The sequence below is a fragment of the bacterium genome (genome assembly GCA_040753555.1).
Lineage (GTDB): Bacteria > UBA9089 > UBA9088 > UBA9088 > UBA9088 > JBFLYE01.
The window spans coordinates 1-16,953 of record JBFMDZ010000012.1 but is presented as its reverse complement, the minus strand read 5'-3'; the positions used below and the strand labels follow the sequence as shown (position 1 = coordinate 16,953).

At 34.9% G+C, this 16,953-nt stretch carries 13 protein-coding genes; 9 read left to right on the top strand and 4 right to left on the bottom strand.

Annotation, left to right across the window (positions count from 1 at the left end; all coding sequences use genetic code 11):
- Together AB1630_02000 and AB1630_01995 are read right to left on the bottom strand one after the other, a co-directional pair.
- A complete protein-coding gene (locus tag AB1630_02000; protein ID MEW6102584.1) occupies positions 1-1,071 on the bottom strand; it encodes a hypothetical protein in 1,071 nt (356 codons plus the stop codon).
- A 497-nt stretch (positions 1,072-1,568) separates the two neighbouring features.
- Positions 1,569-2,399: a glycyl-radical enzyme activating protein gene (locus tag AB1630_01995; GenBank protein MEW6102583.1), complete on the bottom strand. Its 831-nt coding sequence runs from the start codon at positions 2,397-2,399 to the stop codon at positions 1,569-1,571.
- A 121-nt stretch (positions 2,400-2,520) separates the two neighbouring features.
- On the opposite strand from AB1630_01995, the gene AB1630_01990 reads away from it, so the two are divergent.
- From AB1630_01990 to AB1630_01980, 3 genes are read left to right on the top strand one after another with little or no spacing between them, the layout of a single operon-like run.
- Positions 2,521-3,666: a glycosyltransferase family 4 protein gene (locus AB1630_01990; protein ID MEW6102582.1), complete on the top strand. Its 1,146-nt coding sequence runs from the start codon at positions 2,521-2,523 to the stop codon at positions 3,664-3,666.
- 41 nt (positions 3,667-3,707) lie between these two features.
- Positions 3,708-4,916 carry a PilT/PilU family type 4a pilus ATPase gene (locus AB1630_01985; GenBank protein ID MEW6102581.1) on the top strand — a complete coding sequence of 403 codons (1,209 nt, stop codon included), beginning with the start codon at positions 3,708-3,710 and terminating at the stop codon, positions 4,914-4,916.
- Between the two features lie 37 nt (positions 4,917-4,953).
- Entirely contained in the window at positions 4,954-9,744 is a 4,791-nt protein-coding gene (locus AB1630_01980) for a hypothetical protein (GenBank protein ID MEW6102580.1), read from the top strand.
- Positions 9,745-9,757: 13 nt separating this feature from the next.
- On the opposite strand, the gene AB1630_01975 is transcribed toward AB1630_01980, so the two are convergent.
- Complete coding sequence (locus AB1630_01975) at positions 9,758-10,120, bottom strand: tetratricopeptide repeat protein (GenBank protein ID MEW6102579.1); 363 nt, start codon at positions 10,118-10,120, stop codon at positions 9,758-9,760.
- Between the two features lie 361 nt (positions 10,121-10,481).
- Entirely contained in the window at positions 10,482-12,425 is a 1,944-nt protein-coding gene (locus AB1630_01970) for a DUF2723 domain-containing protein (GenBank protein MEW6102578.1), read from the bottom strand.
- Between the two features lie 20 nt (positions 12,426-12,445).
- On the opposite strand from AB1630_01970, the gene AB1630_01965 reads away from it, so the two are divergent.
- The 6 genes from AB1630_01965 (at position 12,446) to AB1630_01940 (ending at position 16,768) form a co-directional block, all read left to right on the top strand.
- Complete coding sequence (locus tag AB1630_01965) at positions 12,446-12,712, top strand: DNA-binding protein (protein MEW6102577.1); 267 nt, start codon at positions 12,446-12,448, stop codon at positions 12,710-12,712.
- A gap of 1 nt (position 12,713) precedes the next feature.
- A complete protein-coding gene (locus tag AB1630_01960) occupies positions 12,714-12,959 on the top strand; it encodes a DUF3303 family protein (GenBank protein ID MEW6102576.1) in 246 nt (81 codons plus the stop codon).
- Positions 12,956-13,747, top strand: coding sequence for a hypothetical protein (locus tag AB1630_01955; GenBank protein MEW6102575.1), 792 nt, complete (start codon positions 12,956-12,958; stop codon positions 13,745-13,747). The genes AB1630_01960 and AB1630_01955 overlap by 4 nt, the downstream gene beginning before the upstream one ends.
- 22 nt (positions 13,748-13,769) lie before the next feature.
- A complete protein-coding gene (cimA, locus tag AB1630_01950; GenBank protein ID MEW6102574.1) occupies positions 13,770-15,404 on the top strand; it encodes a citramalate synthase in 1,635 nt (544 codons plus the stop codon).
- 32 nt (positions 15,405-15,436) lie between these two features.
- Positions 15,437-16,219: an AAA family ATPase gene (locus AB1630_01945; protein ID MEW6102573.1), complete on the top strand. Its 783-nt coding sequence runs from the start codon at positions 15,437-15,439 to the stop codon at positions 16,217-16,219.
- Positions 16,220-16,501: 282 nt separating this feature from the next.
- Complete coding sequence (locus AB1630_01940; protein MEW6102572.1) at positions 16,502-16,768, top strand: hypothetical protein; 267 nt, start codon at positions 16,502-16,504, stop codon at positions 16,766-16,768.
- Positions 16,769-16,953: the final 185 nt, after the last annotated feature.

The window sequence follows — 16,953 nt, the reverse complement described above, 5'->3', positions numbered from 1 at the left end:
TTAATCCATCTTTATTGAAAAGAGGTTGTAACCATCATGGCCTAAGAGGATGAAAAATATTTCCTTCCCTTTAGGCCAAAATATCCTTGTTATAAACCCTCTTTCTATAACCCATAGCCTTTTTTTATTTTGCCCATTGGTATCCATAATCCAAAGCTCCCTTTTTATAATATTGTCATATTCATCATAAAAATATTGAGAATAAACTATTTTAGTTTCATCCGGCGAGGTTTTAAAAACATTAACATTATCTGCACCCAAGCTTATCCTTTTACCTGTCTCTATATCCTTCACATAAAGGCTTCCTCCCTCAACTATTGTTCCAAACCTATATCCGGCTGTATAAACAATCTTCTTATCTGAAAGCCAATCAGCTCCCCAGACTCCATCATCATAAGCCAACTCTTTACTACTATCGTTTTCATTGGGATTTTGATTAAAAGTGGTTAAAAGTCTGTCATTGCTACCATCTAAATCCATTATTCTCAATGTTGTTTGGCCTTCAAACTCATAATTGTCTAAATAGCCAATCTTCTTTTTATCAGGAGATAGCCCAAAAAAGTGATGATAGTAACCTCCGGTATCCTTTAATACCTCCTCTTTTTTTTCTGATAAATTTAGAGCCACTATTTCATATCCTGTGCTATATATAATTTTTTGGTTATTAACAAAACTTACATTTACAGCCCATTGATTAGGACGAACAGGACATATTTTCTCTGGTTTTGTCCTTTTGTCAAGTGGTACCATCCATATACCGCTATAGCTTTCTTTTCCGGCCTCGCGATATTCAAGATAATAGTAAATCTTTTTACCATTTAATGAAAACACCATCCATCCCTCGCAAACACCAGAAATCAGCTCTTTTTTACTAAAAACACTTGTGTTTCTATCAAAAATCATTATAGAATCAAAGGTCAAGTAGACAATCTTTCTGGTATTTGGTGAAAAGACTACATTCGTAACATTTGATAAAATTAAGGTTGGTTGCTTATCCTCATTACTATATACAATTAGTGGAATTAAACATATAGTAGTAGTAGCCGCCAATACCACTAATTTCTTCAGCATAGATGTACCTCTAATATATAAGTTTTTAGTCAAGCAAATCAACTTTCTCAACACCTTTATAATTTATCGGCTGTAACCCTTTGGTGTTCACTCTCCTATTATAGAAATCTTCGCAATTCAACTATAGTGTTGGTGCAATATGGCCAATAGAAGGTGGTTCTATCCCAAATCCATTACACAAAAAACCAAAAGTAAATATCCAGAAAAACCTTTTCACCCTAAATTAAATATAACACAAAATTCAGGATTTGTCAAAAAAGTATGTGTTTAGCCTCCTTAATTGTATCGAGCTTCCTCATTAAAGAGCCAGAAACGAATTGTTTAATTGTAAATTTATAATTATAGTATCTTTCATAAATTGTCAGAATATTTGTTATTTAGGCACAAAGGGGCAAAGGGACAAAGCAGGTAACAAATAAATCTGTGCCTTTGTGTCTTAAGTGCCTTCTTTCATCTTGTTCTCACTTGCTTAAACACATACAAATAAAATTATCCTACTATGAAGATTTAGTGTGTTGACTATAATTGATTTTTAGTATATTTTTAAAGACCCCTAATGGATTATAAGGAAGAAGGACATAGTCTTTTATAGAAAGGCTTGAAAGAAAGCCTTTGATTGCAAGGATATTTTCCCCATCTGTAAAACCTGGAATAATGGGTGTTCTCGCAATAAGGGTGATATTTTCTTTGCTTAAGAGCATTAGGTTTTCAAGGATTTTTTTGTTATCACGACCTGTATATTTTTTGTGCAAATCTGGGTTAATAACCTTTACATCAAACAAACATAAGTTAAGATATGGAAAGATTTTCTTTTTAAAAATAGAATATTCAAAGAAACCAGATGTTTGAATAGCTATATGAATGTTTTTCTCCTTAAGCCTTATCAAAAGGGGATTTATATATTCAGGAAATAATGTTGGCTCACCTCCAGATAGGGTTATCCCGCCATTAGATGTTTTATAGAACACCTCATCCCTTAAGATAATTTCTAGCAATTCATCAATTTCATAATATCTTCCAATCCGTTGGATAGCCTTACCTGGACAGGCATCAACGCAGGAAAAGCAGAGATTGCATTTGCTCCTTATGACCCTTGAAGCATCCCTTGTAATTGCATTATTTTTACAAACCCTTTCACACTCAAAGCAGGATATACACCTTTTTTGAAAAAATCCAATTTCTGCATCCATTGATTGACATTCTGGGTTATGACACCATATACAGGAAAGTGGGCATCCCTTGAAAAATATTGTTGTCCTTATACCAGGCCCATCTTCATAAGAATTCCTTTTTATATCAACAATAAGGGGTTTGTTCAATTTAATCAATAATACAACAATCCAAAGTAAATTGCAATAAGTATATGTTTAGCTAATGAGGGTTTCAATAAAAAATGGGTTGTAAATTTAAAATATAAATTATAAAATAATTGGTATCTATTCAGGTAAGGTGAATAATTACAAAGTTTTAAGGATAATTACCCGTCTTAACATTGGAGGTCCTTCTATCCATACAATATTATTAAGTAGCGGGCTTTCTTCTGATAAATTTAAGACATTCCTTGTAGTTGGGAAGGAGGGGGAAGATGAGGGAAGTATGCAAGACGAGGCAAAAAAGAAAAATATTGATATAATCTTTATTCCAGAGCTTCAGAGGGAGATTTCTCCAATAAAGGATATTATTACATTTTTTAAGCTTATTGGAATAATTAGAAAGGTAAAGCCAGATATTGTTCATACACATTTGAGCAAGGCAGGGATGATTGGAAGGTTTTGTGCATGGCTTTGTGGCGTTCCTATAATTATTCATACATTCCATGGACACACCCTACACTCATATTTTGGAAGGCTAAAAACCCTATTTTTTATTATCATTGAAAGGTTTCTTGCCATTATTTCAACAAGGGTAATTACATTAACAGAAAGCCAAAGGGATGAGATTTTGAAATTTGGCATAGGAAATAGGGATAAGGTTATAGTAATCCCTCTAGGCCTTCCCCTTGATAAATTTTATTCTCTTTCTGAAAAAAAAGGCATATTAAGGAAAGAGCTTGGGATTTCTCAAGAACCCCTTATTGGAACAATAGCAAGGCTTGTTCCTATAAAAGATATTTCAACATTTTTAGAAGGAGCAAGGATTGTTCTGGAAGAAATTAAGGATGTCTTTTTTGTCATTGCTGGTGATGGCTATCTTAGACAGGGATTAGAGAAAAAGGTTAAAGACTTGGGTTTAGAAAAAAATATTTTTTTTCTTGGGTTTAGAAAAGACCTTGATGTTATCTATGCAGACCTTACCTGCTTTGTTTTGTCCTCATTAAATGAAGGGCTTCCCGTTGCAATTATTGAGGCACAGACATCCGGAATTCCCGTTGTTGCAACAAATGTTGGAGGTGTCTCAACCCTTGTATCTTCCGATTGTGGCATTCTTGTTCCTTCAAAGAACCCTAAAGCATTGGCAGATGGTATAAAGACTATTCTTTTAGACAAAGAAAAGGCAAAGATTATGGGAGAAAAGGCAAAGGAATCTTCAAAAAAATATACAGACAAAAGGTTGATAGGTGATATAGAAAAGCTTTATGAAAATTTACTTTCTTAAATCTTTACAAAATATATCCTTAGTTTTTATACTCTAACTAAATGAACCCAGAGGAATCTATAGAAGAGCTTTTAGGCCTTATGGTTGAGGCAAAGGCATCAGACCTTTTTATTAAGGTTGGAAGCCCTCCTGTGGTAAGGGTTGCGGGAAGGCTTGTTAACCTGCAATCTGAAAAATGGAAGGAAAGGAGGCTTACACCTCAAGAAACAGAGAGTTTTGCATACTCTGTGATGAATGAAAAGCAAAGAAAGAATTTTGAAGAGAAGATGGAGCAAGACCTTGCATATTCTGCCTCAGGATTGGGAAGATTTAGAATCAATATATTTAGACAGAGAAACTCAATAGCTATGGCTTTAAGGCTTGTTCCATTTAATATCCCACCATTTGAAGACTTAAATCTCCCTGAGGTGATAAGGGAGCTTGCTGAAACAGAAAGGGGAATAATCATTGTAACAGGTGTAACAGGCTCTGGAAAATCCACAACCCTTGCATCTATGGTAGACCATATAAACAAACAAAGAAGATGCCATATTGTGACTGTAGAAGACCCTATTGAATTTCTCCACAGGGATGCCCTTTCCATTATCAATCAAAGGGAGGTTGAAATGGATACCCTATCCTTTAATGATGCCTTAATACATGTTGTCAGACAGAATCCAGATGTAATAATGGTTGGCGAGATGAGGGATATAACAAGCCTTCAAGCTGCTTTATCTGCTGCTGAAACAGGACACTTTGTTCTTACAACAATGCATACTTTGGATGCAACCCAGACATTGGAGAGGATAATAAACTTCTTTCCACCATATCAGCATAACCAAATAAGGATGCAGCTTGTCTTATGCCTTAAGGCAATTATTTCCTTGCGTCTTCTTCCAAGGTGTGATATAGAGGGAAGGGTTCCTGGATGTGAGGTTTTGGTTGTTACGCCTTTTATTAGAAAGCTTATTGAGGAGAATAAAATCTCCCAAATCCCTTCTGCTATTGCTGATGGTGGATTTTATGGAATGCAGACATTTAATCAATCCTTAATAGGCCTTTATCAAAGGGGAATGGTAAGCTATGACGATGCCCTCTCTGCTTCAACAAATCCTGAGGAATTTAAGCTAAATATAAGGGGGATATACTCTGGAAAGGATGTTATTATGGAGGAATATGTGCCAAAAGAAGAGGAGGTTTCAACAAAAGAGGAGCCTTCCCAAAAAGCTCCCTCTTCTATTTTAAGAACAAAAGACCAATTTTCATTTTAATTTTGACATTTTAGAAAAAATCTGGTATATTTAAATAATGAAACATCTTGGATTTTTTGTCCTATTAGCCCTTCCTTGTTTTGGCTTTGAGCTTTCTTTAGAAAAGGGGTTTATTATTGAGGGGACAAATAATGTTTCATCTTCCCTGCCTTGCTATTTTAATCCCGATACAAACCCTGATATCGCTATGGGTGTGCCAGATGACAACAGGGTTTATATATTTTCTGAAAACCACAAAGGAACAATTTCTATAGATTTGGCAAATTACAAAGTATTTGGTAGAGAAGGTGAAAAGATTGGATTTTCATTAGCCTTGGGTGATATAAATGGCAAGGAAAATAAGGATTTAATTATTGGTTGCCCTGAGGCAGGAACTTGTGGCAAGGTTTATATAATTGAATGCCCAATAGATCGGCATGAGGTTCATCTTGAATTAAATGAAGGAATAGAGCTTTTAGGAGAAATTGAAAATGAAAAATTTGGCTATTCCATAGCTACAGGAAGAATAAATGGTGATTGGTTTGATGATATAGTTATTTCTGCAAAAGATAGCAAGACAATTTATCTCTTCCTTGGAGATTATGTAAGTCCTATAAAAACCTTAAGCCTACCTGGTAAAGAATCTATTATAGGAGACATAAACAAGGATGGCTTTGGCGATATTGCAACCATATTGGATGGAGGTCTCATCATTTATTGGGGTTCATCTACCTATCCTTATATTGCTGGTTCTTCCTTTTTTGCTGGTTCATATTCCTGCCTCTCTGGAGGAGATATAAATAATGATGGCTTCTATGACCTTGTTATTGGAGGGGATAAAACATACATATTCTATGGAACAAATACAGATTTTGGAAGTCTAACAGAAACTATAGATTACAGCGGAAATTCTATAGGCATTGGCAATATAAATGGCGATGGTTTCCTTGAGCCAATAATTTGTGGAACAGATACAATCCTTTTCCTCAAAGGCACATCATCCTTTGGCTCATTGACGATTGCTGGTACATATTCCCTTTCAACAGGCGATATAGATGGTGATAGCGATGATGATATTCTCATTGCCAATAACAACAAGGTTTATTGCCTGTATGAGCCATTTTACATAAGGGGCACAGCCACAAAGGATACAATTATAACAATTTTAGAAACCCAAGCAAGCTCAACCACCAATATCGAGGGAAGGTTTTTCTTTGAAAATCTCCTTGAGGGAACGCATACCCTTATTCCTACAAGGGATTTTTATCTATTTAAGCCTTCCTCCTTTACTACATTCCTTTCATTATCAAGGGATGATATTGTTTTCGAAGGAAGCCATCTTTACATCAAAGGCTCAATAACCGAGAATTTAGCCGGGCTTGAAGGAGCAACCATTACATTAACAGGAGAAGAAACAAAAACAACATTATCTAATAGCTCTGGTTCTTATCTCTTTGAGCTTTCCAAGACGGGAACATATACCTTAAAGCCAGAAAAGCAATTTTATGTTTTTTCTCCTCCCCAAACCTTAATTATCTCAGAAGACTTTCCAAGCTATGAGCAGATTAACTTTCAGGGAAATTACCTCTATATTAAAGGTTCTATAACAGAAAACGGGGCTCCTCTTGAAGGTGCAACCATTACATTGACAGGGAAAGAGACAAAAACAACCCTCTTAGATAGCTCTGGCTCATATATTTTTGAGCTTTCTGAAAATGGAACATACATTTTAGAGCCAATAAAGGAATTCTATATCTTTAGCCCTGCTACAAAAACTATCTCTATATTAAATGGAGGAAGGATAGAGAATTTTTATGGAAGGCATATGTTTATCAAAGGCTCGGTAACCATAGATGGAAATCCGGCTACAGATTCTGTTCTTTCTATTTCTAATATTGGTTCTACCACCATTACAGATACAGGCTCTTATTATTTTGATGTTTCACTCCCTGGGGAATATACCATCTCTGTTGAAAAACAGGGTTTTGGCTTTGATTATGAGGAAGCAATATTTACTATAAATTATGGCAATCCAAGCATAATTCATAATGTATCTGGATCTCCCCTTTCCCTCTGCGGAACAATAACCCTGGAAGAAAGCCCATTTGCAAGTGTTTCTGTCTCCCTTTCAGGCTATAGAGAAGCAACCACCACAACAGATAGCAATGGCTATTATTCCTTTGATATTTTTCATTCAGGCTCCTATACTATAAAACCTGAAAAAGAATACTATGGATTTAATCCATCTAAAAAAGACCTATTTATTGGCTTTTATAACCCAAACTCTATTGTAGAATTCTCGGCAAGCCTCCTTTTCCTTAAAGGTTCTATAACAACAGAGGGCTATAGCCCTATAGATAATGCAACCATAACTATTACAGGCGATTATTCAACATCAACCACAACAGACCTATCTGGCTCATACTATATTTTGCTTACCTATCAAGGAACCTATACAATTACACTATGTAAGGAAAAATATAGGTTTAGACCAGAATTGATTACATCATTTATTTCAGAGGGAAAAACATTTGATTTTAAGGGAGGAATTCCACCAAAAATAGGAAGCATTACACCAAATATAGGAGAAAATACAGGGATAATTTCTATTACCATTGAAGGAGAAGAATTTTCAACCAATACAACATCATACCTCTTGAAAGGCTCTGATAAAATCTTTGGTGTCTTTTCAACAATTACAGCCTCAACCACAATTGAATTTGTATTTAACATTAAATCCTCTCCACCTGGAACATATAGCCTTGTTCTTATAAATGATGGTTATTATCCAGAGACCCTGACAGATTGCTTTTTTATTGGTGCAAGTGTTAAAAGGATTGAAATATCACCATCTTTTATCTATCTTTCTGATTTGGGAGAAGCTACATTTATAGCTAATTGCTTTGATGAATGGGGATGGCATTTGGATAGAATATCTACTTGGAGCACAACCTTTGGAATTGGAACTTTATCCCAAGATATAGGCACCTACACCGTATTTATCGCAGGAACATTAGGGACAACAGGATATATTTTTGCAAATTCTAATGGGGCTATGGCAACATCAACAATTTTTATCCTTGGTGCATCAAGCTTAAATATTGAAGGCTCATCTACAAAAAAAGCAGGAGAGGATTGTATTTTTAGTATTAAGGCATTAGATAAATTTGGTGCTTTTGCCCCCTCTTATAACTCAACCATAAGAATATTTGGCTCTAATATCCCAATGATAAATGGTCTGGGAAGCTTTACAATATCCTTTATAACATCTGGAACAAAGACAATTACAGCTTACGATACAAACCTTTCCTCAATATTTGGCTCTACAACAATATTTATAGAGCCAGCTTCTGCATCAAGGGTTTATCTTTATTCAAACCCTGCTTCTTGTGATATTGGAACAACAACAATACTTGCCTATATCACAGATGAATTTGGAAATCCTGTATCTGACGGCGTAATTGTCCATTGGAAGATTATGGATGGAACAGGCTCTTTATTGTCAACATCAATAACAAAGGATGGAACAGCAACAAATATTTTAAGCTCAAGAAAGGCTGAGATAAAAAGAATTAGGGCAACTTGTAATTATGTAGAAGAAATAGAGATAAAATTTATAGAGGGAGAGACAAAAAATCTTTCCCTTTCTCTAAAAGAGGGAGATGAGGCAGGGGAGGTTTTTGTTTTTACCTGTATATCCTATGACTCCTTTGGAAATCATACGCCAAATTTTATAAGCTCAGCTACATTCACATCAGATTATTCGCAGACAGCTCAAACATACACAATAACAGGAAGCCTAACATTCTCTTTAATCTTTGATAAATCAGGAACATATACAGCAACAATTACAGCAGGGAGTATCATAGCAACAACGAGCTTTTTTGTTAAGCCATCATTTTTGCAATCATTAAGGATTGGGACATTAAGCGACATTGTTATTGGCTCCTATTTTGATTTAGACATTTATTGCTATGACCGCTTTAATAATTTAGTTGATCCAGGCTACATTTACATCTCTGATTCTTTGCAGGCAATTACCTATGGAACAACATCTAATTTTACAAAATACAAGGCAAAGATTTCTCAAATGGGAAGCGATACAATAAGGTTTCAGGCAAGTTCAGTTAAACAGGAAATTTCTGTCTATGTGCTTGGAACACCATGTTTGGATTGCAAGCTTATCTCATCTATAGGAACAATTACCATAAAACAGGGCTCATTTAATCAACCATATAGGATTGATGTAGAAACAAATATAGGGACAATTAGCCTACCTTCTGGAAATATTGGCTTTGGGCTATCTATTACAGCAAGCACGCAAACACTTGCCTCTTGCTCTATTGTTATTGAAATTCCATACAATGACAAAGATAATGACCATATTGTTGATGGGACAAACATAGACGAAAGAACCCTGAAGATTTATGTTTATGAGGAAGGATGGAAGGAAATTGCATCTTTTGTAAATCCTTCTTCCAATATTTTAATCGGAACGACAAATCATCTTTCTGTGTTTGCACCCCTTGGAAATTCGGGTGCATCTTCTGTTTTAAAGAAGGTTCCTGTATTTCCAAATCCATATAAGGCTTGGGAAAAGGACAAGCATAAGGGAAAGATAACATTTGGCGACCCTTCATCGCCTGTAAATTCAGAAAAAAGGCTTCCATCACCAATTACCATCAGGATATTCAATTCAGGAGGTGAGCTTATCTTGAAAAAAGAAGATATTATTCCAACAAGTGGGATATGGGAATGGAATGTTGGTGATGTAGCAGCAGGCGTATATTTCTACCAGTTAAAAAAGGGAAAGGATGAGGTCTTTGGAAAGATTGGGATAATCAAATAAATTGCGATAGATTTTATTTTCTTAAGATGATTGAAAGGTTTTTCTTTGCTTCAAAATGGTTTGGGTCTATTTGTAATGCCTTTTTTAATAAAGAAATTGCCTCCTCTTTTTTATTCATCTTAAGGTAAATAACAGAAAGGTCAGAATAAGCATCAGCATAATCTTTCTTTATTGACAAGGCATTCTTTAAAGCCCTCTCTCCCTCATTATATTTTCCTAAAACAATATATGTCCTTCCTAGGTCTCTGTAAATTAAGGGGTCATTTTGGTTTAGAGCTATTGCCTTAAGGTATTCATTTAAAGCCTTATTATGCCTTCCAAGGATATTATAAAGGCTTCCCCTTTCCTTATAAGCCTTTGAATATTCTAAAATCATCCCCAACATCCTTCCTTCCTTTATTTTTTCAATCTTTCTTATCCTAAAATTTGGAATGCTTTCGTCAAGCTCCTTTTCAATATCGGAATTTAAGGGTGCAATTCTGAATACAAAACCAGATGGAATATGGATAAACCCTTCTGGTATCCATCCTTTAAAATCAAGGTAAATTGGCGTATCCGAGTTGTTTAAAACCAGGGTTTCAAACCTTCTCTTTAATATGGCATCAAGCTCGGATAATGGCTTATCCCTTGAAGGAATGTTGGTGATGTAGCAGCAGGCGTATATTTCTACCAGTTAAAAAAGGGAAAGGATGAGGTCTTTGGAAAGATTGGGATAATCAAATAAATTGCGATAGATTTTATTTTCTTAAGATGATTGAAAGGTTTTTCTTTGCTTCAAAATGGTTTGGGTCTATTTGTAATGCCTTTTTTAATAAAGAAATTGCCTCCTCTTTTTTATTCATCTTAAGGTAAATAACAGAAAGGTCAGAATAAGCATCAGCATAATCTTTCTTTATTGACAAGGCATTCTTTAAAGCCCTCTCTCCCTCATTATATTTTCCTAAAACAATATATGTCCTTCCTAGGTCTCTGTAAATTAAGGGGTCATTTTGGTTTAGAGCTATTGCCTTAAGGTATTCATTTAAAGCCTTATTATGCCTTCCAAGGATATTATAAAGGCTTCCCCTTTCCTTATAAGCCTTTGAATATTCTAAAATCATCCCCAACATCCTTCCTTCCTTTATTTTTTCAATCTTTCTTATCCTAAAATTTGGAATGCTTTCGTCAAGCTCCTTTTCAATATCGGAATTTAAGGGTGCAATTCTGAATACAAAACCAGATGGAATATGGATAAACCCTTCTGGTATCCATCCTTTAAAATCAAGGTAAATTGGCGTATCCGAGTTGTTTAAAACCAGGGTTTCAAACCTTCTCTTTAATATGGCATCAAGCTCGGATAATGGCTTATCCCTTGAAAAAGATTTATCCATATTGAGATAGGGCTTATCCTGAAGGAGGCTGTGTAATGCCCAATCCTGGTGAAAATATGGGTATAAAATTGGTGAAATATCTTTTCTTCTTTCCTCAATATGAAGAAGATACCATAATGGAAATATATTGTAATCCATTGTGTAAAGGGAAACAGGGTTTTTCTTTAAAGAATCCATTAAGCCTAATGTGTGATCATAAATGATATAATAATCCCTCCTGTTGCAAAAATTAAAATGGGTAATTAAAGGAATTAAGGGAATGAGAAGGCATATTAGAGAAAGCCTTTTTGGAAGGGCTGAAAAACAAAACCCTGCAAATATGCCTATGTAGATAAAGGATGGGATATAATAATCCTCAATATTTGGGATATTATAGCCAATTGCCATATAGATGTTAAAGGCAATGGTAAGGAGACAAAAGAAAAAGAAAAAGATATTTTTTTTAAAAAGAAGAACCAAACCAGCCAGAGCAAAGATAAGGGGAATTATGGTAAATTGTGAAAGAAACAAAGGAGAAACCCTATCCTTTAAATGCTCCAATACCTTTATAAATGTAGGAAGGGAGAATAACCCAGTATATCCAAAGCCTGTGATATGAAGCTTAAATCCCATTATGTCCTTTGGCATATTCCAATTTAGATGAGGATTACAAGATGCCCTTATAGGAAGGTAAAACCAAAGCAATAGGGGAAGGATAAAAAGTAAAGCCATTTTTGAAAGGATGAGGAGTTGAGGCAGTATAGTTTTTTTCTTTGTGCCTTTGTGCCTTTGTGCCTTTGTGCCTTTGCCTTTGTGCCTTAATAATACCATAATGATAAAGAAAATGCTTCCTGGAATAAGAAACATTGTTTGTGTATGATGAGCAAAAGAAAGACCAAGAAGGAAGCTAAACAAGAGCCATTTTCTTTTAATTAAAAGGAATGTGAGAAGGCTGAAAAATAAGCCATTCAGGGTATATTTTTCTGCGATAACAGCTTGTTCCCAGAATCTTTGAACAAATGCAAGGATAAGTGAGGAAGAAATAGCAGAAGCTTTCTTTCCTGTTATATCTAATATAATAAAATAAACAAACATCACACATAGCGAAGCAGAGAGGGAGGAGAGAAAATTCATCCTAAAGGCAATGCTTCCAATGGGAATAAGGCTTGAAAAAACATGTCCTGAAATCATATAAAGTGGATAGCCGGTTGGATGACAAATCCCAAGAATAAAAGAGGCTGTTGTCATATCCCCTGAATCGTGGAGGCCAACAGATGGTGTAAGGGTAAAAAGATAGACAAAAAGGGAAAAAAAGAAAACAAAAAGAGCCATATAAAAATTTTAAATTGTAAATTCTAAATTGTAAATTAAAAATACTTGCTAAATATTATGGAAGTTATTATAATTTTTTAATAATGAAGAATCCAGATAAGGAAATCTTAAGCAAAAGACTTGACATTGAATCAAAGATATTCTTCTTTGAATATAAGGAGAATCCAAATGGAAAGTTTTTAAGGATTGTTGAGAAGTCATCAGGAAAAAGGAATTCTATTGTTGTTCCAGATTCAGGTCTTTCTGAATTTATCAATGTCCTTGAGGTAATAAAGAATTCAAGGTAAGATGCTTTTTGTTACAACCTTAAATACCCTTCCAGGAAAAACAAGGGAAGCCCTTGAGGTATTCCTGAAATATGCAAAGATACCTAATACAATTAATATAAAAGAGAGCCTTTTTCTATTTGGAAAGCCAGAGCTTTTGTTAATCTTTGAAGCAGATAATGAAAGGGATGCAGCTGAATTTATAATACAATTTCAAGAGGTTGCAGAAACACAAACATCCCTTGCCCTTCCAATTGAAAAGGTATGATAAAAACGCAAAATTCAAAACTCAAAAGTCAAAAGTGTGGTAAGAATTTAATAAAAAATCAAAAGTCAAAACTATTAAAACTTTGTGCCTTTGTGCCTTTGTGCCTTTGTGCCTTCTTACTTGCAAGATTTGCCTATCCTATTGACCTTGTCAATATTCCTAATGCAGAAACATTAAAAAAAGGAGACCTTTCCCTTTCCTTCAGAATCTATGACAATGGTGGATTAGTAATGAATTCTGGATTAGGGCTTTCTAATAATGTATTTGTTGGTGTTCCTCTGGATATGCAAAATGCCATTGGAGATGAAAAGATAGAAACAAGCCTTCCTTTACTCCTTTTTCTTAAGGTAAAGTGTACATCTGGAAATGAAAAAATACCAAGTATCTCTTTAGGCTACTATGACCCCTATGGATATAAGAAAAGATGGGAAGGAAAAAGGATAAAAGGTTTAAAGGGGCTATATCTTGTGGCTACAAAGCCTATTATTTTATTTGACCTTAAGCATAATTTAAGCTTTGGATTTCTTGTTGATGTAGAGGATTATGAAAAGGGGGGGTTTTCATTATTCTCTGGAACTGAGCTAGCATTAGGAGGTAAATTCATCCTTCTAGCTGAAGTAGAAAGTATTCCAATTGATAGTGGGAGTGAAAATAAAAAAGCAGGGTTTAACTTAGGAACAAAATTTTTACTTGCAGAAAACCTTGACCTTTCTATTTGTGCTATAGACCTCTTTGGAGGAAATCCCTCAAGAATAGTGAAGATAGGGTATAAAATCAAGGTCTTTTAAAACTTAAAAATGCAAAACAAAAATGAAAATAGAGCTTTATGATACAACCTTAAGGGATGGTTGCCAAATGGATGGAATATCATTTTCCCTTCAAGATAAAATTGCCATAGCAAGAATCATGGATAACCTTGAAATTTCTTATATTGAGGGAGGATGGCCATCTTCAAATCCTAAAGATGAATTGTTTTTTAAGGAAATAAAAAAAGAAAGGCTAAAATCTTCAAAGATTGTTGCCTTTGGTTCAACAGCACATCCAAAATATAAACCAGATGAAGATTTAAATTTACAAGGTTTAATTGATGCAAAGACAGAAATTATAACAATCTTTGGAAAAACCTCTCCTTTCCATATAAAAAATGTTTTGAGGGTATCCCTTGATAGAAATCTTGAAATTGTTGAGGGCTCTATAAAATTTTTAAGAAAAAAAGGAAAAAGGGTATTCTTTGATTGCGAGCATTTCTTTGATGGCTATAAGGATAATCCAAAATATGCAAAAAGGGTTATAGAGGTAGCAATAAATGGCGGTTGTGAAATTGCTATTCTCTGTGATACAAATGGCGGTTCATATCCTGAAGAAATAGAAAAAATTATCAAGGAATTAAAAACAAATTTTCCCTTGGGCATCCATACACACAATGATAGAGAGCTTGCTGTAGCAAATAGCATTTCTGCTGTAATGGCTGGATGTAGACAGGTTCAAGGAACAATGAATGGATATGGAGAAAGGTGTGGGAATGCAAATCTTATAACACTAATTCCAAACCTCTATAAACTTGGGATTTTAACAATAAAGGAGGAGAAATTAAAAAGCCTTACAGAGACATCCAGGATTATCTCTGAGATAGCAAATATTGCTCACAGTCCACATCAGCCATATGTTGGTCAATCTGCATTTGCTCACAAGGCTGGCGTCCATAGTAGCGCTGTGATGAAGCACCCAGAGACTTATGAGCATATAAACCCAGAGCTTGTTGGAAATACAAGGAAGATGATTGTTTCAGAGCTTGCAGGAACAAGCTCTATAATCCATAAGGCATCTGAATACCAGATTAGCTTTTCAAAAGAAGAGACAAAGAAGGTTTTAAAGATTGTAAAGGAGATGGAGAATCAGGGCTATCAATTTGAGGCAGCAGATGGCTCTTTTGAGTTATTGATAGATAAGGCATTAGGTTTATATAAACCATCCTTTAATATAAAGGAATACGGCGTTATTGTTGAAAATGAAGGAGGAAGGCTTACATCAAAGGCAACCGTAAAAATTGAGGTAGAAGGAAAGGAGGAATATACAGTGGCAGAGGGAGATGGTCCTGTAAATGCCCTTGACAAGGCAATAAGAAAGGCTTTGTATCCATTCTATCCAGAGCTTTTGGGTGTCCATCTTACAGATTATAAGGTTAGGGTCCTTGACACAAAGGAGGGGACAGCGGCAAAGGTTCGGGTTCTTATAGAATCATCAGATAAAAAAGGTTCTTGGGGAACTGTCGGCGTCTCAGAAAACATCATTGATGCCTCCTGCCATGCCTTAATTGATGCCATAGAATATGCATTGTTAAAGAGAAAAGAAGCATACATTGCAAACACAAACAAAACTAATCAGGCTGAAAAAGGCAGTTTGGCAGGGGTTAAAAAATCCCGCTTGATTATTAACAATACCTGATTGATGGGCTAAAATAATGCAATATTTGTTATATGGCTTATGTAATTGCTATATCTGGAAAGGGAGGCGTTGGAAAGACAACAATAACAAGTCTCATAATCAAATACCTCCTTTCTTTAAAAAAAGGTTCTATTCTTGCTGTTGATGCTGACCCTTCCTTTAATCTACACTTTCTTTTAGGAATGGATGCTCCTAAAACCCTTGGTCAATTAAGGGAATCTGCGAAAAAAGACAAACCCAATTCAATGGATTTGTTTTCCTTCCTTGAATATGGGATAAATATGGCAATATCTGAGGGAAAAATTGACCTTTTGGCTATGGGAAGAAAAGAAGGGAAGGGATGCTATTGCTCTGTTAATAATGCCTTGAGGGAAAAATTAAAGACAGTTACAAAATCTTATGATTATATTGTCATAGATAATGAGGCAGGGATTGAGCATATAAGCAGACAGACAGATGCATTCGTTGATATTATGTTTATTGTTATTGACCCCTCAAAAAGGAGCCTCATTACAGCCCAAACCATAATATCCCTTATAAAAGAGCTTGAAAATGATGTAGGAAAAGTTTATTTAATTGGAAATAAAATGAATGAGATACCCAATTGGGTTAAAACAGACATTCCCTTTTTGGGTGCTATTCCACTTGATCCAATGCTCCAAAAATACGAGGATGAAAACCTTTCCTTCCTTTCTCTCCCAGAAACATCTATAGCATATCAGGAATTAAGTAAGTGTTTTAGGCAAAATTGGGAAACCTCCATAATTAGTAACTATTCACCCTGTAAGGAAAGCAGGTCAATAGAGAAAAACTGACCAGTGGCCAGTAGTGAGTGATCAGAAGATTAAATCTTATAGAGAGTTGTTGATTTGGAGGAAAGGAATAGTAGGTGATTTGCATGAGTTAAATGTTAAAATTCCCATTTTCCGCACCAATCTTGGTCGTCCTCGTTACAGAACAATAGAAGAATAATAGAAAAAAGGATAAAAATCCTACTTGGTAAGTATCCAGGCTATGGAAGGTTTTATTCCTATAAGATTTTTGAAGATGAAAAGAAAAAACCCATAAAGGTAGTTTTTTCAATAGACGAAAATCTTTTGAACAAAGAACAGATGCTCTATGGGGTATATGTTATTGGGACAAGCCTTGAAGCACAAGAATATCCTATGGATAAGGTTTTCTCTCTCTTTAAAGAACAATATGTGGTTGAAAATGCCAATAAAATACTAAAAGGCCCTGTTAAACTAAGACCCATCTTTAAACTCTTGCACTTTGAATTTTCTTTCACACATACAATCCTTGAAATTCGTATATATCAGGTCTTCTCAGCCCCAACCCAATGGCTACTAAAGGAGAAAGGATAACTATGGCTATACTATGCCTTTGGCAAAATTTAAGAAACTAGATTAGAATCTTTATCTCTTTAAAGCCCTACAATGGAATGTTTTGATGGTATTTAACAAAAAAATCTACAAAGGAAAAAAGAGGCTATCTTTATTATGATGTGTTTTTGATATAATATATCCTGTTTAGAAGGTAATTCTGGACA

Excerpts from the sequence above, each read along its gene's own strand:
- AB1630_02000 (MEW6102584.1), bottom strand. The coding sequence starts at position 1,071 with ATGCTGAAGAAATTAGTGGTATTGGCGGCTACTACTACTATATGTTTA.
- AB1630_01985 (MEW6102581.1), top strand. The coding sequence starts at position 3,708 with ATGAACCCAGAGGAATCTATAGAAGAGCTTTTAGGCCTTATGGTTGAG.
- AB1630_01980 (MEW6102580.1), top strand. The coding sequence starts at position 4,954 with ATGAAACATCTTGGATTTTTTGTCCTATTAGCCCTTCCTTGTTTTGGC.
- AB1630_01975 (MEW6102579.1), bottom strand. The coding sequence starts at position 10,120 with ATGATTTTAGAATATTCAAAGGCTTATAAGGAAAGGGGAAGCCTTTAT.
- AB1630_01970 (MEW6102578.1), bottom strand. The coding sequence starts at position 12,425 with ATGGCTCTTTTTGTTTTCTTTTTTTCCCTTTTTGTCTATCTTTTTACC.
- AB1630_01960 (MEW6102576.1), top strand. The coding sequence starts at position 12,714 with ATGCTTTTTGTTACAACCTTAAATACCCTTCCAGGAAAAACAAGGGAA.
- AB1630_01955 (MEW6102575.1), top strand. The coding sequence starts at position 12,956 with ATGATAAAAACGCAAAATTCAAAACTCAAAAGTCAAAAGTGTGGTAAG.
- cimA (MEW6102574.1), top strand. The coding sequence starts at position 13,770 with ATGAAAATAGAGCTTTATGATACAACCTTAAGGGATGGTTGCCAAATG.
- AB1630_01945 (MEW6102573.1), top strand. The coding sequence starts at position 15,437 with ATGGCTTATGTAATTGCTATATCTGGAAAGGGAGGCGTTGGAAAGACA.